Below are 21,267 nucleotides of genomic sequence, written 5' to 3'. Positions count from 1 at the left end.
CGGGCGCAGAGGAAAACCTCGACGCCCGTGCCAGTTACCAACCGCTCAAAGGGCGATTATTTTTTGTCTTTAACTTCTTCGAACTCAGCATCAACAACATCGTCGTCTTTGCTTGTTGAGTTACCAGCATCAGTTGCGTTACCGGCTTGCTGCTCAGCGTGTTGCGCCTGAGCCAGTTCCATCAGTTTCTGAGAAACTTGTGCCAGTGCCTGCATTTTCGCTTCGATGTCTGCTTTGTCTTCGCCTTTCAGAGAAGATTCCAGCGCTGTCAGTGCAGACTCAATGGCAGTTTTGTCATCAGCTGGCAGTTTGTCGCCCGCTTCTTCAACCTGCTTGCGAGTGCTGTGCAGCAAATGGTCGCCCTGGTTGCGAGTCTGAACCAGTTCTTCAAACTTACGGTCAGCTTCAGCGTTAGCTTCTGCATCGCGAACCATTTTCTGGATTTCTTCTTCGTTCAGACCAGAAGAAGCCTTGATGGTGATCTTCTGCTCTTTACCGCTGTTTTTGTCTTTCGCGGAAACGTGCAGGATACCATCAGCATCGATATCGAAAGTCACTTCGATCTGCGGCATGCCGCGTGGTGCTGGGCTGATACCATCCAGGTTGAACTGACCCAGAGATTTGTTATCCGCCGCACGCTTACGCTCACCCTGAATTACATGGATGGTCACCGCAGACTGGTTATCTTCAGCTGTGGAGAACACCTGGCTGTGCTTAGTCGGGATAGTGGTGTTTTTGTTGATCAGGGATGTCATCACACCGCCCATGGTTTCGATACCCAGAGACAGCGGGGTAACGTCCAGCAGCAGTACGTCAGTCACATCACCAGCAAGCACACCACCCTGAACAGCAGCACCGATTGCAACAGCTTCGTCCGGGTTAACGTCTTTACGTGGTTCTTTACCGAAGAACTCAGTCACTTTCTTCTGCACCATTGGCATACGAGTCTGACCACCAACCAGGATAACGTCCTGGATATCAGATACAGACAGGCCAGCGTCTTGCAGTGCAACTTTCAGCGGCTCGATAGAACGGTTTACCAGGTCTTCGACCAGGGATTCCAGTTTTGCACGAGTCACTTTGATGTTCATGTGTTTTGGACCGGTCGCGTCTGCTGTGATGTACGGCAGGTTCACGTCGGTCTGTTGAGCAGAAGACAGCTCAATTTTCGCTTTTTCAGCAGCTTCTTTCAGACGCTGCATAGCCAGTGGATCGTTACGCAGATCGATACCTTGATCTTTCTTGAACTCTTCCACTAAGTAGTTGATCAGACGGCTATCGAAGTCTTCACCACCCAGGTGGGTATCACCGTTGGTTGCCAGAACTTCGAAGGTTTTTTCGCCATCAACTTCGTCGATTTCGATAATAGAGATATCGAAAGTACCACCACCCAAGTCGTAAACCGCGATAGTACGGTTGCCAACTTCTTTATCCAGACCGTAGGCCAGAGCCGCTGCGGTTGGTTCGTTGATGATACGTTTTACTTCCAGACCTGCGATACGGCCAGCATCTTTAGTTGCCTGACGCTGTGCATCGTTGAAGTATGCAGGAACGGTGATAACAGCTTCAGTTACTGGCTCGCCCAGATAATCTTCAGCGGTTTTCTTCATTTTCTTCAACACTTCAGCAGAGATCTGCGGAGGTGCCATTTTCTGACCTTTAACATCAATCCATGCATCGCCGTTGTCGGCTGCAATGATTTTGTACGGCATGATGGCTTCATCACGCTGCACTTCTTCGTCCTGGAAGCGACGGCCAATCAGGCGTTTGATCGCGAACAGTGTGTTCTGCGGGTTAGTCACTGCCTGACGTTTAGCCGGCTGACCAACCAGAATCTCACCATCCTGCGTATAAGCAATGATTGAAGGAGTGGTGCGATCACCCTCGGCGTTTTCAAGAACGCGAGCGGTTGTACCATCCATAATTGCTATACAAGAGTTGGTAGTACCCAAGTCGATGCCAATAATTTTACCCATCTAAACGTCTCCACTTAAAATTTGTTCGTCATATGGTCGTGAACCTGTTATGCGGGCAAACAAGAGTCTTTCAACTGCCCAAACATGATTTTTTGCAGGCTCATCAACTGCGGTTGCATACAAGATGGGGTCACTCGGCTCGCCATCAAGGGGCAAGGCAAAAAAAATTTTCATCTTCACACCTGTTTAGATCATAGACTCGAACCCTTCACCTGATTATGATGCCGCGCCCCGCTGCCCTTTCGCAGTCGTGTGGCGACTACAACTATTCATTTTCAGACGAATTTTAGAGGAACTATGGGCAACACTAAGTTGGCTAATCCAGCTCCCCTGGGCTTGATGGGCTTCGGCATGACCACCATTCTGCTCAACTTGCATAACACCGGCATCTTCCCTTTTGATGTCAACATCCTTGCAATGGGCATTTTCTACGGTGGTATCGCACAAATTTTTGCCGGCCTGTTGGAATTTAAGAAAGGTAATACTTTCGGCCTGACAGCATTCACTTCTTACGGCTCTTTCTGGCTGACTCTGGTCGCCATTCTGATCATGCCTAAGATGGGTCTTGCAGACGCTGCAAACGCACACTTCCTCGGCGCGTATCTCGGTCTGTGGGGCGTATTCACGCTGTTCATGTTCTTCGGCACCCTGGCTTCCGCGCCACGTATGCTGCAGTTCGTGTTTGCAAGCCTGACCGTACTGTTTGCTCTGCTGGCTATCGGCCACCTGGCTGACAGCGAAAGCATCGTAAAAGTTGCAGGTTGGGTGGGTCTGGTGTGTGGCGCGAGCGCTATCTACCTGGCAATGGGCGAAGTGCTCAACGAGCAGTTTGGCCGTACCGTGCTGCCAATTGGTGAAAAACACTAATTCCGGCAAGCAACGAATCAGAAAACAAAAACGCGGAGGTTTCCCTCCGCGTTTTTTTATGAATGTTGCAGCGGCCTTTCAACCACTTTGCTTTCCGACGTTAAATCGTTGCGCAGCCAAATCCCCAGACCTAAACCAACCATTGCTAGCGCCAGCACATACCACGCGGGTCCCATCGGCGATATTGCCGATAGCATCGTCACGAAGATTGGCGTCAGGCCACCGAAAATGGCATACGACATATTGTAAGAGAACGAGATGCCGGTAAAACGCACTTCCGCCGGAAAGGCTCTGACCATCACATACGGAACGGCCCCAACAACGCCGACGCTTAAACCGACCAGACCATATAAGAAGAACAGGTATTCAGGGTGGCTCGCGGTCAGGTGATAGAACATCCAGCTACAAACAGCCAGCATCAGACTGCCGACAATAAACGTTTTACTGGCACCAATACGATCGATAACCAACCCCGCCACGATACAACCGATACACAGCATCACGATGGCAATGCTGTTTGCCTGGAGCGTTAACGCAGGCGCAATCCCCAACTGTTTTTGCAACCAGGTGGGGGCCATCAAAATCACCACCACGATCCCCGCCGACAGTAACCATGTCAGCAGCATGGAAACCACTACCGCTTTTTTATGGTTCACGACAACGGATTTCAACGGCAACTCTTCAGCCAGTGCTTTACGTTGCTGCATCTCTATAAAGATGGGGGTCTCTTGCAGCCAGCGACGCAGATACATCGCCACCAGGCCGAAAATACCGCCCAAGAAGAACGGAATACGCCAGCCGCCATCGTGAATGGCCTCCTGCGTCATCGACGTATTAATAATGGTTGCGACAACGGAACCCAGCAAAATCCCGGCTGTTAAGCCCGCCGTTAACGTGCCACACGCAATGCCGATACGTTTATAAGGAACGTGTTCGGCAACAAAGACCCAGGCGCCAGGGACTTCACCGCCAATTGCCGCGCCCTGAAGTACACGCATCAAAAGCAGCAAGACTGGAGCCGCGATGCCCAACGTTTCGTAGGTTGGCAGCATACCAATCGCCAGCGTCGGTAACGCCATCAGCAAAATGCTCAGGGTGAACATTTTCTTGCGGCCAACCAGATCGCCAAAGTGCGCCATGATGATGCCGCCTAAGGGACGCGCCAGATATCCCGCAGCAAAAATGCCGAAGGTTTGTAGCTGACGTAGCCATTCAGGAATGTCCGCAGGGAAGAAAAGCGCCCCGACAACGGTGGCAAAGAAGACGAAGATGATAAAGTCGTAAAATTCGAGCGCACCACCAAGGGCGGCAAGGGTCAGAGTTTTATAATCCTGACGATTCAGAGGTCTTGTGCGTTGTATTGAATGCTGTTGTTGTGACATAAGAACCTGCGTATGCAATAGGGCGTGGTATTTAGTTTCCATTTTTCTGTAAAGCAAAACTTACTATAACGAACCCCACTACACATACCATACTCACTACATCTTATGTCACAAACAATTAATTTTTAGGAGTTTATCTCGCGAATCGCGCTTTTAGGCCGAAAAGCTGCTACTACAACGCTATCCGTTTCAATATAAGGACCATCGAGCAACTGTATACAATACGGTACACTTGCAAAGATTCCCGGCACAACGACTTTCCCGTCCGCATCTTTGACGCCTTCCAGCGTCTCCTGAATTGATTTCGGCTGCCCCGGCAAGTTAAGGATTAATGCTTGTTTGCGGATCACACCCACCTGGCGAGAAAGAATGGCCGTCGGCACAAACTGCAGGCTTATCTGGCGCATTTGCTCGCCAAAGCCAGGCATCACGCGGTCAGCAATCGCAAGCGTAGCATCAGGGGTCACATCACGACGCGCGGGGCCAGTGCCACCGGTGGTCAAAACTAAATGACACGCCATTTCATCAACCAGCTCGCAAAGAGCCTGCTCAATCAGCGGCTGCTCATCAGGGATTAAACGGGTTTCAATCTGGAAAGGGGTGGTTAAGGTTTTTTCCAGCCAGGCAACAAGCGCTGGAATGCCTTTATCTTGATAGACACCGCTCGAAGCGCGGTCAGAGATGGAAACTAAGCCAATGCGTAAGGTATTCATATCATTCCCGGGGAAATCAGCAAACTTAACGGAATGATACACGGCGAAGAGAGTTGCAGACAGGGTGAAACACTAAAAAGCGTGACCGGAATGCTCCGGCCACGCTAATAAATGATTACAGCAGGTCGCCGATCATTTTTTCCAGTTTTTCCTGGTCGATAGCAAACTTACGGATGCCATCAGCCAGTTTATCAACTGCCATTGGATCCTGGTTGTGGCTCCACAGGAACTCAGACTCGGTCATACGCTCTGGACGTGCTTTAACTTCGCCGGTGTAAGACAGTTTACGCTCAACAGCGCCTTCGCTTTCTGCCAGCTCTTTGAGCAGCGCAGGAGCGATGGTCAGACGGTCACAACCAGCCAGTTCGATGATCTCGCCCAGGTTACGGAAGCTTGCGCCCATAACCACAGTCTCGTAACCATGTTCTTTGTAGTACTGGTAGATTTCAGTAACAGAAACCACACCTGGATCTTCGTTTGGTGCGTACTCTTTCTTATCGGTATTCGTTTTGTACCAGTCGAGGATACGGCCTACGAATGGAGAAATCAGGAATACGCCCGCTTCTGCACAAGCACGCGCCTGCGCGAAGGAGAACAGCAGAGTCAGGTTACAGTTGATGCCTTCTTTTTCCAGCTGCTCGGCAGCACGGATGCCCTGCCAGGTAGAAGCCAGTTTAATCAGGATACGGTCGTTGCTGATGCCCGCATCGTTATACATTTTGATCAGGCGTTTTGCTTTAGTGATGCTGGCATCGGTGTCATAGGACAGACGCGCATCTACTTCAGTAGAAATGCGACCTGGGATCAGTTTCAGGATTTCCAGACCAATATTCACCGCCAGCTTGTCAGTGGCATCCACAACTTGTTGTGCATGGTCACTGCTCTGCTCACGCGCCCATGCAACCGCATCATCAATCAGTTTGCGGTATTCAGGAATTTGCGCAGCGTTCAGAATCAGAGAGGGGTTGGTGGTCGCATCTTGCGGCTGATACAGCTTCATTGCCGCAATATCCCCGGTGTCCGCAACAACTGTGGTTAGCTGACGCAGGGAGGTCAATTTATCCGTCATGATAGTTTCTCGTTTGGTAGAACTTGTTAGGGGGATGTAACCGGTCTGGCTTGATGATATCACGACGCAATTCAGGTGCAACCGCAGTGACACATCGGTAAGAACTGAACGCTAAACTGATATATTCTATGTATTATTCGCCTGCAATCTAATGGAGCATACGCGCAAGCTGCGCATTGGCTGTGCACGTATCGCATGCAAACGAGGGATGTTAATGGCAGATTTTTTTCTTTTTATCAATGAGATACTCTGGGGTTCAATCCTCATTTACTTATTAGTCGGCGCGGGTTTGTGGTTCACCTGGCGATGTGGATTTGTGCAATTCCGCTATCTGACACATCTACGCAGCCTCCTTATGGCGAGCAAAAGCGCAGATTCTTCCGGACTATCCTCATTCCAGGCATTGTGTACAAGCCTTGCTGCGCGTGTTGGGAGCGGTAATCTTTCCGGTGTCGCACTCGCTCTGACGCTCGGTGGCCCAGGCGCTATTTTCTGGATGTGGGTCGTCGCAATGCTGGGTATGGCAACTTCCTTTGCCGAATGTACCCTTGCCCAACTTTATAAAACCCGTGATAGCGAAGGCAATTATCGCGGCGGCCCGGCCTGGTACATGGAACGCGGGTTGGGAATGCGCTGGATGGGCGTCATGTTCTCCATCTTCCTGATGATAGCCTTTGGCCTGATTTTCAATGCGGTCCAGGCAAACTCTATCGCCAATGCGGTAAACCATGCTTTTGGTATTCCTAAAACCTGGATTGGCATGGCTCTTGTTGTCATCACCGCAGGTACCATTTGGGGCGGGATGCGTGGCACCGCGCGTGTTGCCCAATGGTTAGTGCCCTTCATGGCGTTAATCTGGGTGTTGACGAGTCTGGTGGTTATGGCGATGAACATTGAGCGTTTACCAGAAGTGGTTTCGCTGGTGTTCAAAAGCGCATTTGGCTGGCAAGAAGCTGCCTCGGGCGCAATTGGATTCACCATCAGCCAGGCAATTACCACCGGTTTTCAGCGCGGAATGTTCTCTAACGAAGCGGGTATGGGTTCTTCCCCTAACGCGGCTGCGGCAGCGGCTGCGTGGCCACCCCACCCTGCCTCGCAAGGGCTGGTGCAAATGTTCGGTGTGCTGATTGATACCATGATCATTTGTACTGCAACCGCAGGCATCATTCTGTTTTCCGGAATACTCGATACCGCCGATCCCAGCATGAATGGCATTACCCTGGTACAACAAGCTCTTAGCAGCATGGTTGGCTCGTGGGGAACCGGTTTTATCGCGCTGATTGTGATGTTGTTTGCCTTCACATCGATTGTCGCCAACTATGCCTATGCAGAAAACAACCTCTTCTTTTTGCAACAAAAAAGCCCCTTCGCGACGGTGCTATTCCGCTGCATGGCGCTGGTGATGGTGATGTTTGGTACGCTTTCGCCGCTGCCGCTGGTCTGGCAAATGGCGGATGTGGCAATGGCGTTTATGGCCGTCACCAACCTCACAGCAATCCTGCTGCTGTCACCGATTGCACGCGACCTGAGTGCTGATTACCTGCGCCAGTTGAAGCTCGGAGAAATACCGGTTTTCGACCCGAACCGTTTTCCTGAAATTAAAAGCCAACTGGCACCGGGTATTTGGGACAATCCCAAGCCTCCTGAAACCAAACGCTAATCGCAACCATTGGCTAATACTTCCAGTAAATTTGTTAGAGTAGGCGGTAAAAGTGAGCAAGGAACAAACATGCTAATTCTAATTTCACCTGCAAAAACCCTGGATTATCAAAGCGATCTGCCTACCGATCGTTATACACAACCCGAACTGTTGGACTATTCCCAGCAGTTGATTGCCGTGGCGCGCAAACTCAGTGCGCCGCAAATTTCTTCTCTGATGCATATCAGCGACAAACTGGCCTCACTAAACGAAACCCGTTTTCACGAATGGCAGCCGGATTTCACACCGCAAAATGCGCGTCAGGCGATTCTGGCCTTTAAAGGCGACGTCTACACCGGATTACAGGCAGAAGAGTTTAGCGATGCGGATTTCGACTTTGCGCAGCAGCATTTACGCATGCTTTCCGGCTTATATGGCGTGTTGCGCCCGTTGGATTTAATGCAGCCGTATCGTCTGGAAATGGGTATCAAGCTTGAGAATCCGAAGGGTAAAGATCTGTACCACTTCTGGGGCGATACCATCACCGAGAAGTTGAATCAGGCGCTCGAGGCTCAGGGTGACAATATCGTGGTTAACCTTGCATCTGATGAGTATTACAAATCGGTAAAACCGAAAAAACTCAATGCAGAAATCATCAAGCCGGTGTTCCTCGATGAGAAGAACGGCAAGTTTAAAGTTATCAGCTTTTACGCCAAGAAAGCGCGTGGCTTGATGAGCCGTTACATCATTGAAAACCGCCTGACTAAACCTGAGCAACTCACGGGCTTTAACACCGATGGCTATTTCTTCGATGAAACAACGTCGAGTAAGAATGAATTAGTGTTTAAACGCCACGAGCAGTAAAACAAAACGCCAGCGCAATGCTGGCGTTTTGTTTAGTGATGTTTGTTTTGGCCGTAGTGATTACCGTTGTCATGATGGTCTTTGCCATGATGATCGTGGTCATAGTGGTCGTCACGATGATCGTTGTTATGATCATGCGGATGCCATCTGTTATCACGCCATTCATAGTGATCATTCCACCAACCATGGTCGCGCCAGTTACCGCCATCCCAATAATTTCCGTGATTATCCTGATCGCCTATTTGTAATTTCACTGCCGGAACTAATGTGATTTCTGAAGCTTGTGCAGCTAACGGAGCGATTACCAGCATCGATAACGCAAGAATAATTGATTTCAACATAAGTGACTCCTTACTGCATTCATGCCCCATATGGGTCGTTGAAGAGAGCATATGCCTTACAGCATAGGGTTGTTATTCTCCGCAATCCTAATCTCTAAGCGCCCGCATTTAATGGGAATTCCTACATTTTCCCTCCTTCTTTCCTGCATATTTCCTCCATGATTCAGATGTAGATCCACCTTGACTTATTTTGTTTAAAGCGTACTTTTCAGGACATGAAAACCTTTCTGATTATTGTTCCGGATGGCGGGGTATTGTTCGAAGCCGCCGGGATTGCCGACATACTGATGCAAGCCAACCGCTTACAGGCGGAAGGCTTGTCTCAACCTCGCTACCAGATAAGACTTGCAACCACTCAGCCTCATCAGGTGATCCACGGTCAATCCGGGCTGAACTTGCTGGCCGACCATCGCCTGCACGAACTTGATCCTTATGAACCCCGGGATACCATTATGATCACGGGGAGAGGGTCAGATGAGCTAGAAGGTACCGCGGTGGTCGATTGGTTAAAGCTTGCCGCACCTCACGCTCAGCGCATTGTTTCCATTTGCGGCGGGGCAATGTTATTGGCGCAGGCTGGGTTACTCAACGGCCGTCGTGCGACAACCCACTGGCATCTACTCGAAAAAATGCAATCTACTTACCCACACGTCAAAGTCGAAAGTGGTCCGCTCTATCTTCAGGATGGCCCTATCTGGACTTCCGGCGGCGTAAGCTCAGGTTTTGATCTGACCCTCGCACTGGTCGAAGAAGATTATGGCTTTACGCTTGCTCGCGACGTGGCGCAGGATCTGGTGATGTATCTGCGTCGTCCCGGCGGGCAGATGCAATTCAGTCGATACCACCTCCAGCAAAGCGACATCTCCGGTCCGATAGGTCAACTGCAAAACTGGCTTCTGGAAAATCTATCCGCCGATTTGTCGGTTGAGAAACTGGCAGACCGGGTCGCGATGAGTCCTCGTAACTTCACGCGTGTTTTCAGCAAAGAAACGGGCATCACACCCGCGCGCTATGTTGAAGAAGCCCGCCTTGCTGCAGCCCGACATTGCCTTGAGCAAACGCGGGAAACGCTCGAGCAGATCGCGAGTAAAGTGGGCTTCGGCAATACCATCACTTTGCGCCGCGCCTTCGAGCGTCAACTACACCTCACACCGGGCGAATACCGCGAGCGTTTTCATTGTCGAAAAATGGCGTGAATTGATCCTTTTTTGTCATTTACGCCACTTTGCCTGAAGCCTACAGTGATTCCAGACATTTCAAAGAAGGAGTCAATCATGGTTAAGGTCGGTATTAATGGTTTCGGCAGAATTGGTCGTAATGTTTTACGCGCCACGCTGGGCAACGCAGACGTAGAAATTGTAGCAATCAACGATCTGACAGACAGCAAAACCCTTGCTCACCTGCTGAAACACGATTCACTGATGGGAAAATTGCCTGTTCCGGTTGAAGCGGCTGACGGGCATTTGCAGGTAGACGGCAAACTTGTTCGCGTGTTTAGCGAAAGAGATCCGGCAAATATCCCGTGGCGTGATGCAGGCGTCGATATTGTTATTGAGGCCACGGGTTTCTTTACCAGTCGCGAGCAGGCCGCAGTACACATCAATAGCGGCGGAGCAAAACGCGTCATCATCTCTGCACCGGGCAAAGATGACGACCTGACGATAGTGATGGGCGTTAACCATCAGCAGTACGATCCGGAACGCCATTATGTTGTGAGCAATGGCAGCTGTACCACTAACGGCCTTGCGCCTGCCGCTCAGGTTTTGCATCAGCAGTTTGGTATTGAACACGGCTTGATGAACACCACTCACGCTTACACCAACAGCCAGGCGTTACACGATCAGCCGGAAAAAGACCTGCGTGGTGCGCGAGCTGCCGCCCTCTCCATCGTTCCTTACTCCAGCGGCGCGGCAAAAGCGTTAGGCAAAGTTATTCCTGAACTGGACGGACGCCTGACCGGTTACTCATTGCGAGTGCCTGTCCCCGTCGTTTCTATCGTTGATTTAACGGTAACCTTAAAACGCCCGGTCACCGTCGCGCAGGTGAATGCAGCATTCCTGGAAGCAGCAACAAGCGGCCCGCTGAAAGGCATTTTGGGCTACAGCGATGAACCGCTGGTATCGAGTGATTATCAGGGTGATCCACGTTCTTCTATCATCGATGGGCTTTCGACGCTGGTGATTGGCGGTAATCTTGTCAAAATATTGGCCTGGTACGATAATGAATGGGGCTTCTCTAACCGCCTGGTCGACCTTGCAGCAATGATGGCTAAACGCGGGCTCTAAAAATGCTCCCGCAAGCCCTTTTAAGATCCACGCACCTGCGTGGATTTTTTTCACATACCAAACGACAACGAGACGAACTCGACATTACCGCTTTGCTTCTGGAGTATATTTATCAGTCTCAAACACCCCAAAGAAAAGAGGCTGTAAATGACGTTCTCTGCCTTTAATCGCAAAAAACTGACGCTTCACCCTGGTCTGTTCGTCGCAATGAGCGCCATATTTTCATTAAGCTCTACGGCATATGCCAGCGATACTCCCGCTTCAGGCTACCAGGTTGAAAAAGTGGTAATCCTCAGCCGCCACGGTGTACGAGCCCCCACCAAAATGACACAGACCATGCGCGACGTAACACCTAATACCTGGCCCGAATGGCCAGTAAAACTGGGTTATATCACGCCACGCGGTGAGCATCTGATTAGCCTGATGGGCGGGTTTTATCGCGAGAAGTTTCAACAACAGGGTATTTTATCGCAGGGCAGTTGCCCTACACCAAACTCAATTTATGTCTGGGCAGACGTTGATCAGCGCACGCTTAAAACAGGCGAAGCTTTCCTGGCAGGACTTGCTCCGCAATGTGGTTTAACTATTCACCACCAGCAGAATCTTGAAAAAGCCGATCCGCTGTTCCATCCGGTGAAAGCGGGCACCTGTTCAATGGATAAAACTCAAGTCCAACAGGCCGTTGAAAAAGAAGCTCAAACGCCCATTAAGAATCTGAACCAGCACTATATTCCCTCTCTGGCCTTGATGAACACGACGCTCAACTTTTCGACGTCTGCCTGGTGTCAGAAACACAGCGCGGATAAAAGCTGTGATTTAGCGCAATCCATGCCGAGCAAGCTGTCGATAAAAGATAATGGCAACAAAGTCGCTCTTGACGGGGCCATTGGCCTTTCGTCTACGCTTGCTGAAATTTTCCTGCTGGAATATGCACAAGGGATGCCGCAAGCGGCGTGGGGGAATATTCATTCAGAGCAAGAGTGGGCGTCGCTACTGAAACTGCATAACGCCCAGTTTGATTTGATGGCGCGCACACCTTACATCGCCAAACATAACGGAACGCCGTTATTGCAGACCATCAGTAACGCGCTGGACCCGAACGCCACCGCAAGCAAGCTGCCTGATATCTCACCTGACAATAAGATCCTGTTTCTTGCCGGACACGATACCAATATTGCCAATATCTCAGGCATGCTCAACATGCGCTGGACGCTACCAGGGCAACCCGATAACACCCCTCCGGGCGGTGCTTTAGTCTTTGAGCGTTTGGGCGATAAGTCAGGAAAACAATATATTAGCGTGAGCATGGTGTATCAGACTCTCGAGCAGTTGCGATCCCAAACACCACTTAGCCTTAATCAACCTGCGGGAAGCGTACGGCTAAAAATTCCTGGCTGTAACGACCAGACAGCTGAAGGATATTGCCCACTGTCGACGTTCACACGCGTGGTTAGCCAAAGCGTGGAACCAGGCTGCCAGCTACAGTAAATATCAGACAAAAAAATGCCGCTCGCGATTAAACGAACGGCATTACTTTATAGTTTTCCAGCTCGGATTAGCATGGCGAGAGCAGAAAAACTTACGCTTTGGCCATCATTAATTTACGCAGCTCAGCAAAATCCGCAGGTAGATTGTGGGACAGCAGCGGTAAATCAGCACGTTCGGCAAGCTCTGCTGGCAGTGGCAGAGTTTCACCGAGGATCTCCTCCACGCTTTCTTTGAATTTCGCCGGATGCGCAGTGCCAAGGAACAAGCCGTATTCGCCTGGCTGGAGCTGGTCACGTAGTGCGCGATAAGCGATAGCCGCGTGCGGTTCAGAAACATAGCCTACCGCTTTCAGCTCTTTCATCGTGGCTTTGGTGGTTTCGTCGGTGACGGTCGCATAACCGAGGTCGGTCAGACGCCAAATCTTACGGCGGAACAACTCTTCTACACGAGGCCAGTTGTTAGGCTGGCTGACATCCATGGCGTTAGAAAGTGTCGCAACCGTGGTTTTCGGTGCCCATTCGCCGTTGGTCAGAAAACGTGGAACGGTGTCGTTGGCATTGGTCGCCGCGATAAAACGCTTGATCGGCAAGCCGAGAGATTTTGCCAGCAAGCCCGCGGTTAAATCACCAAAGTTGCCGCTTGGTACGGAAACCACCAGCTGATTGCGAGCTTCTTGCGGCAGTTGCGCCACCGCTTCAAAGTAATAGCAAATCTGCGCCAGCAAACGGCTGATGTTGATTGAGTTGGCGGAGTTTAACCCCAGCGCCAATTTCAGCTCTTCATCATCAAACGCTTGTTTCACCAGCGCCTGGCAAGCATCGAAATCGCCGTCGATAGCGACAGTTTCAATATTACCGCCAAGGGTACAGAACAGTTTTTCCTGTAGCGGGCTAATTTTGCCACGCGGATACAGGATAACGACGCGCACGTTTTTCAGGCCGTAGAAAGCATGCGCTACCGCAGCCCCCGTATCGCCAGAAGTCGCGGTCAAAATAGTGACCGGTTTGTCGCCGCTGATATGCGTCAGCATCTGCGCCATAAAGCGGCCACCGAAGTCTTTAAACGCCAGCGTTGGACCGTGGAACAGCTCAAGGCAGCCGATATCTGGCTCTACGCTTTTCACCGGTGCAGGGAAAGCAAACGCCGCACGCACACGTTCTTCGAGAATTTCTTGCGGGATTTCATCACCGATAAATGCAGACAAAATCTTACTGCTGCGAGAGACGAAATCCATCTTCAACATTTCGTCGACTTCGGTCAGTTCAAATTCCGGCAAATCGTGAGGAAAAAACAGCCCCTGCTGTTTACCCAAACCCTGCACAATTGCCTGGGCAAAAGTGACCTGCTCATTATGATCTTTAAGGTTATACAGTTTCATGCGTTATCCCAGAACTCGTGCGCCCGCCGTGTCCAGACGGCAAATATGTACAAAACCTTCCTGGTTCTGCAAATAGTGTTGGCTGAGCCAGTCAGCCACGCGTTGTGCGGTGTCAGTGTTATCGCACAGCGCAAAAAGAGTTGGGCCGGAACCCGAAATACCACTCGCCAGTGCACCAATATCCGCGGCGGCCTGGCGTGCTTCGTTAAAGCGCGGCAGCAATTTTGCGCGGTACGGCTCGGCAATCACATCACGCATCAGTTTTGCCGCAAGATGTGGCTGACGGGTGTGACAGGCGTGAATAAAGCCTGCCAGATGGCGTCCGTGGCTGATGCAATCCTGGCGGCGATAAAGCGCTGGCAGAATCGCTCGTGCTTCTGCGGTCGAGACTTTAATTCCCGGATACGCCAGCACCCATAGCCATTCATCAAAGCCCGGTACAGACTGGCTGATGATGCCATTTTCTTCAATCATCAATTGCATACCGCCGAGGAAGCACGGTGCAACGTTATCGTAGTGAACGCTGCCCGAAATGCGCCCTTCCAGCTCACCCATCAGACTCAGCAAACGGGTGTCGTTTAGCGGTTTACCGCAGTATTCGTTCATCGCCATTAAGCCTGCGACTACCGAACACGCGCTCGATCCCAGACCAGAACCAATCGGCATGCTTTTTTCCAGCGTCATGGCCACCGGAATGTTTTTGCCGATTTCCTGGCAGAAACGCTCCCAGCATTGGTAAACGATATTTTCGCGCGGCTCATCAGGTAACTTGCTGGCGAAGCGTCCAATATTATTCAAACTGAAAGTGTCTGCCGCTTCGACCGTCACATAATCGCCTAGCAGCGAACCGTCGATTGGCGAAACCGCCGCGCCCAGCACATCAAACCCGACGCTCATATTGGCACTGGAAGCCGGGGCGTATACTTTAACCATCTTAAACTCCTAACTTCCATGACAAAGTGCGCAATAAGTCAGCGAAAACACCGGCAGCAGTCACATCATTTCCTGCTCCGTAACCTCGCAAGACAAGCGGTAACGGCTGATAATAATGGCTATAGAACGCCAGGGCGTTCTCACCGTTTTTAACTTTATACAACGGGTCGTTACCATCAACCGCATCAATTTTAACGTTGCAGCTGCCGTCCGCTTCAATCACGCCAACATAACGCAACACTTTTCCTTCGTCGCGGGCTTTTGCCACACGCGCAGAAAACTCGTCATCCAGTTGCGGGATACGCGCCATAAACGATTCGACATCACCTGTAGAATCAAACGACTCAGGCAACACTGGCTCGATAACAATATCGGATAGCTCAAGGTTGCTGCCGGTTTCACGCGCCAGAATTAACAGCTTACGCGCGACGTCCATGCCGGAAAGATCGTCACGCGGATCGGGTTCGGTGTAACCCATTTCTCGCGCCACTTTGGTGGCTTCTGACAAGCTCATACCTTCGTCGAGTTTGCCAAAGATAAACGACAGCGAACCAGAAAGAATGCCGGAGAAACGTTGCAATTCATCACCTGCGTTAAGCAAGTTTTGCAGGTTTTCGATAACCGGCAGGCCCGCGCCCACGTTGGTGTCGTAAAGGAATTTACGGCGTGATTTCGCCGCAGCGTTACGCATCTGGTGGTAGTAGTTCATGGTCGAGGTGTTCGCCTTTTTGTTCGGCGTCACCACGTGGAAACCTTCACCCAGGAAATCGGCGTACTGATCGGCCACCGCCTGGCTGGAAGTACAGTCAACAATGACCGGGTTCAGCAAATGGTACTCTTTCACCAGGCGAATCAGGCGACCAAGGTTGAACGGCTCTTTCGCCTGCGCCAGCTCTTCCTGCCAGTTGTCCAGATTCAGGCCGTGAATATTGGTCAGCAGCGCTTTCGAGTTCGCAATGCCGCACACGCGCAAATCGATATGTTTTTGCTTGAGCCACGCCTGCTGGCGTTTCACTTGCTCGACTAATGCCGCACCAACGCCGCCCACGCCAATCAGGAACACTTCGATAACCTGATCGGTATTGAATAGCATCTGATGGGTCACACGCACGCCAGTTGTCGCGTCGTCATTGCTGACCACCACGGAAATCGAGCGCTCGGAAGAGCCTTGTGCAATGGCCACGATATTGATATTGGCACGTGCAAGAGCGGCGAAGAACTTGGCGGAAATGCCACGTAGCGTGCGCATGCCGTCACCGACGACGGAGATAATCGCCAGATGCTCCATGATCGCCAGTGGCTCGAGCAGGCCCTCTTTCAGCTCGAGATAAAACTCATCTTCCATCGCACGACGCGCTCGGGCGCAATCCGCCTGCGGCACGCAATAGCTGATGCTGTATTCAGAAGATGACTGAGTAATCAGCACCACCGAAATCCCGGCACCGGACATTGCCGCAAACACACGTGCCGCCATACCGACCATGCCTTTCATGCCTGGTCCTGAAACGTTAAACATCGCCATGTTGTTCAGATTGGTGATGCCTTTGACCGGCAGAGAGTCTTCGTCGCTCTCCGCGCCAATTAACGTGCCCGGCGCTTGCGGGTTTCCGGTGTTTTTAATCAGACAAGGGATTTGGAACTGAGCGATAGGAGAAATCGTGCGTGGATGCAGAACTTTAGCGCCGAAGTAAGAAAGCTCCATCGCTTCCTGATACGACATAGATTTCAATAACCTGGCATCCGGAACCTGGCGTGGGTCGCAAGTGTAAACCCCGTCAACGTCAGTCCAGATTTCACAGCAATCAGCACGTAAACAGGCGGCCAGCACGGCGGCGGAATAGTCAGAACCATTACGTCCTAACACCACCAGCTCACCTTTGTCGTTCCCGGCAGTAAAGCCCGCCATCAGGATCATATGATCAGCCGGGATGCGGCTGGCGGCGATGCGGCGTGCGGACTCTGCGATATCAACAGTGGACTCAAGGTAATGCCCGACGGCGAGAAGTTTCTCAACTGGATTGATAACCGTCACGTTGTGGCCGCGCGCTTTGAGCAATTCGGCCATGATCGCGATAGAGAGTTTTTCTCCACGGCAAATCATTGCGGCGTTGATGCTGTCCGGACATTGCCCCAACAGGCTGATGCCGTGCAGGACATGCTTTAACTGAGCAAACTCCTGGTCAACAAACGATTTCAGCTGCGCATGAGGAAAACCGGGTTGTGCTTCTGCCAGGCCATTAAGAAGTTCGCTGAAGATGCGTTCTGCGTCACTGATATTCGGTAGGGCATCCTGGCCGCCAATGGTTTTTTCAATCATGGCAACGAGGTGATTGGTAATTTTCGCCGGGGCAGACAGCACGGTTGCCACCTGCCCCTGTTTGGCATTGCTTTCCAGGATATCGGCAACACGGAGAAAACGCTCCGCATTTGCCACTGAAGTACCACCGAATTTCAACACTCGCATTTGTTATTACCCTTGAGTTTTTAGTCCAAAAAAAAGCCCGCACTGTTTAGGTGCGGGCTTTTTTCGTTTTTCCTGGTATGCGTCAGCCCGCACCGTTACCTGTGGTAATGGTGGTTGTAATAATTGTGGTCATCAGGCTGATGCGAATCATGGATGTTGTGTGCTCGTAATATGATTTACCTATATTGACTAAAGTATCCGACAGGCTAAGTCAATTTATTTTTAATTTTACCACTATCTGTGACATGACTATCGAACGCTGATAATCCATCACAAAATGCGTTTATTACACTGAAAAAGAGCGGGAAGCACATCCTATTCCCACTGCCATCCATTCAGTTGCCAGCATTTTTCTCTGGTAACTTTTTTTCAATATCGTGGAGCAAACGGTGCAACATTGCCGTATCACGCTGCGCTAAAAGCCCCAACCGCTGCTGTAACCAGTCGACCATTTTTTGGTCCTCACTGGCATCAACACGCTCAAGTAAAGAGGCGATACGCGCACGCAAAGCCACTAACTGTTTTGCGTCAACCACATCATGTTCAGGCGCGGGTTGCTGCATCAGCGCGGAGAGTTGGTAGCAATACACCATGACAGCCTGCCCAAGATTGAGAGACGGATAATCTGCCACCATCGGCACGCCAGTTAAGACATCAGCCAGCTCCAGCTCTTCGTTGGTCAGCCCCGAATCTTCACGCCCAAAAACCAGCGCCGCCGTGCCGACCCATTCCCGCTTTTCTTCAAGCAATGGTACGAGTTGCTGCGGCGTGGCGTAGTAATGGAATTTCGCACGGCTACGGGCAGTAGTGGCAATCGTGAAATCCACATCATGCAGCGCTTGCGCGAGCGTATCGAAATGCTGCGCGTTATCCAGCACATCGCCGGAACCATGCGCCACCCATCGGGCTTCAGGCTGACGGTCCGCTTCGCTATCAACAACACGTAGTTCAGCAAATCCCATGGTCTTCATTGCACGGGCTGCGGCACCGACATTCTCAGCTCTGGCGGGAGCAACCAAAATAATTAAAAAACGCATCAAAGCTCTCTTAAAAAAATTGTCTGTTTTCGGACATTCACAAAATACAAATGATAATACGCATCAAAAATTTACATTAAGGCAACATTCACCTATAAAATGCATGTAATGCGAATCATAAGTACCTTGAATACTTATTCGTGGTTTGACCAGCACACCGCAAGGCAATATTAAGCAATATCAGTTTGTTTTATATAGCAAAAATGCCGAACCCATACCACAGGCAATCTGATTTACATTGTTTACTAATCAATTCACGTAACTATATTGATTATTAAAAAAATGTGATGAAAGGTGGCAAAACGCTACGATGATTTCATCAAACTGTTAACGTGCTACAATTGAATTTGATATATGTCAACGAAGCGTAGTTTTATCAGATGTCTAAAGCGGTCCTGCCTGTTATGTTGCTGTTAAAATGGTATAGGATAACAACCGTTTTTGACACCGTCGGGTCCAGAGGGAAAAGTGCCCACGACCAAGCTAATGATGTTGTTGACGTTGATGGAAAGTGCATCAAGAACGCAATTACGTACTTTAGTCATGTTACGCCCAACATGTTAATTTATGGCATGTAATAGGCAGGTCAGGGACTTTTGTACTTCCTGTTTTGATTTAGTTGGCAATTTTAGGTAGCAAACATGCAGACCCCGCATATTCTTATCGTCGAAGACGAATTAGTAACACGCAACACGTTAAAGAGCATTTTTGAAGCTGAAGGCTATGATGTTTTTGAAGCGACAGATGGCGCTGAAATGCATCAGATCCTTTCCGATAATGACATCAACCTTGTCATTATGGATATCAATCTGCCAGGTAAAAATGGCCTGCTCCTGGCGCGTGAATTGCGTGAGCAAGCCAATGTGGCATTGATGTTCCTGACCGGCCGCGATAACGAAGTGGATAAAATCCTTGGCCTTGAAATCGGCGCAGATGATTACATCACTAAGCCATTCAACCCACGTGAATTAACCATTCGTGCGCGTAACTTGTTGTCTCGTACTATGAACCTGGGTGCAATCAGCGAAGAACGTCGTTCCGTTGAAAGCTACAAGTTCAATGGTTGGGAACTGGACATCAACAGCCGTTCACTGGTCAGCCCAAATGGCGAGCAGTACAAGTTGCCGCGTAGCGAATTCCGCGCGATGCTGCACTTCTGCGAAAACCCTGGGAAAATTCAGTCTCGTGCTGAATTGCTGAAGAAAATGACAGGCCGTGAGCTTAAGCCGCACGACCGTACCGTTGACGTCACAATTCGTCGTATTCGTAAGCATTTCGAATCGACTCCAGATACACCTGAAATCATCGCCACCATCCATGGCGAAGGTTATCGCTTCTGCGGCGATTTACAGGAATAAACCTGTAATCAACTTGAACACGAAAGGGCGGATTTAATCCGCCCTTTTCTTTTGCTTTTAGAAAAACTTTATTTCCACAGGCGGAAGCGGTCAGGGTCTTTCTGAGCGTCGCCAGTTTCCAGTGTCTGCACTTTTTTACTCATGCCGTACCAATCGGTGTGACGGGTTAGCATCATAATGGCCGATAGCGCCACAAAAAGGACTCCCGTACCAAGTAACAAAGCACTGTCCTCAGACTGAAGCAACTGCCAGAGCACTGCATCAAGCGTCAGCAAGCCGATCGTAAACATCAAACTGGTTTTCCAGCTGTTCAGAATGGCCTTCAAATAGAACCCATTAATCCCCGCACAAATCAGACTCGCCAGCAGCCACGCGCCGTTAAACCCGATATGTTCTGAGACCGCCAACAGAACAAGATAAAACATCACCAGCGATAGCCCAACCAACAAATACTGCATCGGGTGAACGCGCAAACCCGTCAGCGTCTCCAGCAGGAAGAAACTCATAAACGTCAGACCAATCAGTAAGATGGCGTACTTTACAGCGCGATCGGTGAGTTGATACTGGTCGACAGGATTTGCCACCGTCACGCTAAAGGCTGGCAGGCGATCGACATCCACAATTTGTCCATCATAGAAGCTGGTGTTCAGGTTGTTGGCAAACCAGGTGCTCTGCCAATTAGCGGTAAATCCGCTTTCCGTTACCGTGCGCTGTTGCGGCAGGAAATCGCCAATAAAGCTCGGATGCGGCCAGTTGCTGGTTAAACTGAACTGGCTATTGCGTCCAAGCGGCACCACGGCAAGCTGTTTGGTGCCCATCAAGTCCAGACTAAAGCGAAGCGTGAGTTTCTCATCCTGGAGATGCTCAGCAGGGAGAATGGCGTGCAGCCCCTGTTCAACGCCGGGTAAGTGACTCCCAGGTTCAATCGGATAAGATTTGCCGTTGATATCCAACTCGCCAACTTTACCGATACCGCGAGAATCACCTACTGCCAGCACGACATACGGTGCGCCAATTTGGGTGTTACCGCTAAAATCATTATTGAGCTGCTGGCGGTTAAACGTGGCATCAATCGTGATAGCTGTGCGCCAAATTTGCCCCTCGTAAATGCCGATATGACGTGGCTCAACGGTCTGCTTTCCCACTATATTTAAGTTTTCCGGCAGATAGTAGCGAATGAAGCGGCGCTCTTTTTTAACCTCTTTATTGTCTTCCATAACGGTTGTCAGTTCAGTTATGGGAATGGCAATGAGCGGGCCGGTAATGGTCTGTGGGCCGCTGGTACTCTGACGCAGCGACTGCTCAACATCATCCCGATAACTGCTGCGCTCATCAATTAACGAACTCAGCATACTCAGCGGAATGAGCAACAGCAGCATGCAACCGAGTAAAATCATCACTTTCCAGAACAACGCAGATTTCAACATAATCCCCTCCATATTTTGATGTGGCGAGGATAGCGAGCGTATGTGG

Annotated in this window: 19 protein-coding genes, 1 pseudogene and 1 other annotated feature; of the genes and pseudogenes, 7 read left to right on the top strand and 13 right to left on the bottom strand. The window is 50.4% G+C overall.

Going from position 1 to position 21,267, the window contains the following annotated elements:
- Positions 1 to 56: 56 nt before the first annotated feature.
- Together dnaK and DY231_RS25185 are read right to left on the bottom strand one after the other, a co-directional pair.
- Positions 57 to 1,976: a molecular chaperone DnaK gene (dnaK, locus tag DY231_RS03335; protein WP_115627268.1), complete on the bottom strand. Its 1,920-nt coding sequence runs from the start codon at positions 1,974 to 1,976 to the stop codon at positions 57 to 59.
- Positions 1,977 to 2,150 (bottom strand): hypothetical protein, encoded by a 174-nt coding sequence (locus tag DY231_RS25185; protein ID WP_172588649.1) that lies wholly within the window; start codon positions 2,148 to 2,150, stop codon positions 1,977 to 1,979. It lies immediately after the preceding gene.
- A gap of 123 nt (positions 2,151 to 2,273) precedes the next feature.
- Between DY231_RS25185 and satP the strand changes: the two genes are divergently transcribed.
- Entirely contained in the window at positions 2,274 to 2,843 is a 570-nt protein-coding gene (satP, locus tag DY231_RS03330) for an acetate uptake transporter (protein WP_115627267.1), read from the top strand.
- Positions 2,844 to 2,899: 56 nt separating this feature from the next.
- On the opposite strand, the gene DY231_RS03325 is transcribed toward satP, so the two are convergent.
- From DY231_RS03325 to tal, 3 genes are all read right to left on the bottom strand, one after another.
- A complete protein-coding gene (locus DY231_RS03325) occupies positions 2,900 to 4,225 on the bottom strand; it encodes an MFS transporter (protein WP_115627266.1) in 1,326 nt (441 codons plus the stop codon).
- A gap of 125 nt (positions 4,226 to 4,350) precedes the next feature.
- A complete protein-coding gene (gene mog / locus DY231_RS03320) occupies positions 4,351 to 4,938 on the bottom strand; it encodes a molybdopterin adenylyltransferase (protein ID WP_115627265.1) in 588 nt (195 codons plus the stop codon).
- 115 nt (positions 4,939 to 5,053) lie between these two features.
- The gene (tal, locus tag DY231_RS03315) at positions 5,054 to 6,007 is read right to left on the bottom strand and encodes a transaldolase (protein ID WP_115627264.1); all 954 of its coding nucleotides are present in this window, start codon (positions 6,005 to 6,007) and stop codon (positions 5,054 to 5,056) included.
- 214 nt (positions 6,008 to 6,221) lie between these two features.
- Here tal and DY231_RS03310 point away from each other — a divergent pair, with 214 nt between their 5' ends.
- Both DY231_RS03310 and yaaA read left to right on the top strand, forming a co-directional pair.
- The gene (locus tag DY231_RS03310) at positions 6,222 to 7,667 is read left to right on the top strand and encodes an alanine/glycine:cation symporter family protein (protein WP_115631755.1); all 1,446 of its coding nucleotides are present in this window, start codon (positions 6,222 to 6,224) and stop codon (positions 7,665 to 7,667) included.
- Between the two features lie 69 nt (positions 7,668 to 7,736).
- Positions 7,737 to 8,510 (top strand): peroxide stress protein YaaA, encoded by a 774-nt coding sequence (yaaA, locus tag DY231_RS03305; RefSeq protein WP_115627263.1) that lies wholly within the window; start codon positions 7,737 to 7,739, stop codon positions 8,508 to 8,510.
- Positions 8,511 to 8,542: 32 nt separating this feature from the next.
- Here the strand turns inward: yaaA and DY231_RS03300 are convergent, their stop codons facing one another.
- Positions 8,543 to 8,851 carry a DUF2502 domain-containing protein gene (locus DY231_RS03300; protein ID WP_115627262.1) on the bottom strand — a complete coding sequence of 103 codons (309 nt, stop codon included), beginning with the start codon at positions 8,849 to 8,851 and terminating at the stop codon, positions 8,543 to 8,545.
- A gap of 215 nt (positions 8,852 to 9,066) precedes the next feature.
- On the opposite strand from DY231_RS03300, the gene DY231_RS03295 reads away from it, so the two are divergent.
- From DY231_RS03295 to DY231_RS03285, 3 genes are all read left to right on the top strand, one after another.
- The gene (locus tag DY231_RS03295; protein WP_064560880.1) at positions 9,067 to 10,047 is read left to right on the top strand and encodes a GlxA family transcriptional regulator; all 981 of its coding nucleotides are present in this window, start codon (positions 9,067 to 9,069) and stop codon (positions 10,045 to 10,047) included.
- 78 nt (positions 10,048 to 10,125) lie between these two features.
- Positions 10,126 to 11,136 carry a type I glyceraldehyde-3-phosphate dehydrogenase gene (gap, locus tag DY231_RS03290; protein WP_115627261.1) on the top strand — a complete coding sequence of 337 codons (1,011 nt, stop codon included), beginning with the start codon at positions 10,126 to 10,128 and terminating at the stop codon, positions 11,134 to 11,136.
- 147 nt (positions 11,137 to 11,283) lie between these two features.
- Complete coding sequence (locus DY231_RS03285) at positions 11,284 to 12,624, top strand: AppA family phytase/histidine-type acid phosphatase (protein WP_115627260.1); 1,341 nt, start codon at positions 11,284 to 11,286, stop codon at positions 12,622 to 12,624.
- 91 nt (positions 12,625 to 12,715) lie between these two features.
- On the opposite strand, the gene thrC is transcribed toward DY231_RS03285, so the two are convergent.
- From thrC to yjjY, 6 genes and pseudogenes are all read right to left on the bottom strand, one after another.
- Positions 12,716 to 14,002, bottom strand: coding sequence for a threonine synthase (gene thrC / locus DY231_RS03280; RefSeq protein ID WP_115627259.1), 1,287 nt, complete (start codon positions 14,000 to 14,002; stop codon positions 12,716 to 12,718).
- A gap of 3 nt (positions 14,003 to 14,005) precedes the next feature.
- A complete protein-coding gene (thrB, locus tag DY231_RS03275; protein ID WP_115627258.1) occupies positions 14,006 to 14,935 on the bottom strand; it encodes a homoserine kinase in 930 nt (309 codons plus the stop codon).
- Position 14,936: 1 nt separating this feature from the next.
- A complete protein-coding gene (gene thrA, locus DY231_RS03270; protein WP_115627257.1) occupies positions 14,937 to 17,399 on the bottom strand; it encodes a bifunctional aspartate kinase/homoserine dehydrogenase I in 2,463 nt (820 codons plus the stop codon).
- Positions 17,400 to 17,425: 26 nt separating this feature from the next.
- Positions 17,426 to 17,543, bottom strand: a sequence feature (Thr leader region).
- Positions 17,482 to 17,550, bottom strand: coding sequence for a thr operon leader peptide (gene thrL / locus DY231_RS03265; protein WP_115631754.1), 69 nt, complete (start codon positions 17,548 to 17,550; stop codon positions 17,482 to 17,484). Its footprint overlaps the feature before it by 62 nt.
- 184 nt (positions 17,551 to 17,734) lie before the next feature.
- Positions 17,735 to 18,436 carry a tRNA/rRNA methyltransferase gene (locus DY231_RS03260; RefSeq protein ID WP_115627256.1) on the bottom strand — a complete coding sequence of 234 codons (702 nt, stop codon included), beginning with the start codon at positions 18,434 to 18,436 and terminating at the stop codon, positions 17,735 to 17,737.
- A gap of 402 nt (positions 18,437 to 18,838) precedes the next feature.
- Positions 18,839 to 18,981 (bottom strand): annotated as a pseudogene (gene yjjY, locus DY231_RS03255) (YjjY family protein).
- Positions 18,982 to 19,077: 96 nt separating this feature from the next.
- Here yjjY and arcA point away from each other — a divergent pair.
- Complete coding sequence (gene arcA / locus DY231_RS03250) at positions 19,078 to 19,794, top strand: two-component system response regulator ArcA (protein WP_034459438.1); 717 nt, start codon at positions 19,078 to 19,080, stop codon at positions 19,792 to 19,794.
- 68 nt (positions 19,795 to 19,862) lie between these two features.
- Here arcA and creD read toward each other — a convergent pair whose 3' ends face one another.
- The gene (gene creD / locus DY231_RS03245; protein ID WP_115627255.1) at positions 19,863 to 21,221 is read right to left on the bottom strand and encodes a cell envelope integrity protein CreD; all 1,359 of its coding nucleotides are present in this window, start codon (positions 21,219 to 21,221) and stop codon (positions 19,863 to 19,865) included.
- Positions 21,222 to 21,267: the final 46 nt, after the last annotated feature.

This window comes from Buttiauxella agrestis (assembly GCF_900446255.1).
Classification (GTDB): Bacteria; Pseudomonadota; Gammaproteobacteria; order Enterobacterales; family Enterobacteriaceae; genus Buttiauxella; species Buttiauxella agrestis.
This window is presented reverse-complemented; position numbering and strand designations above follow the sequence as displayed.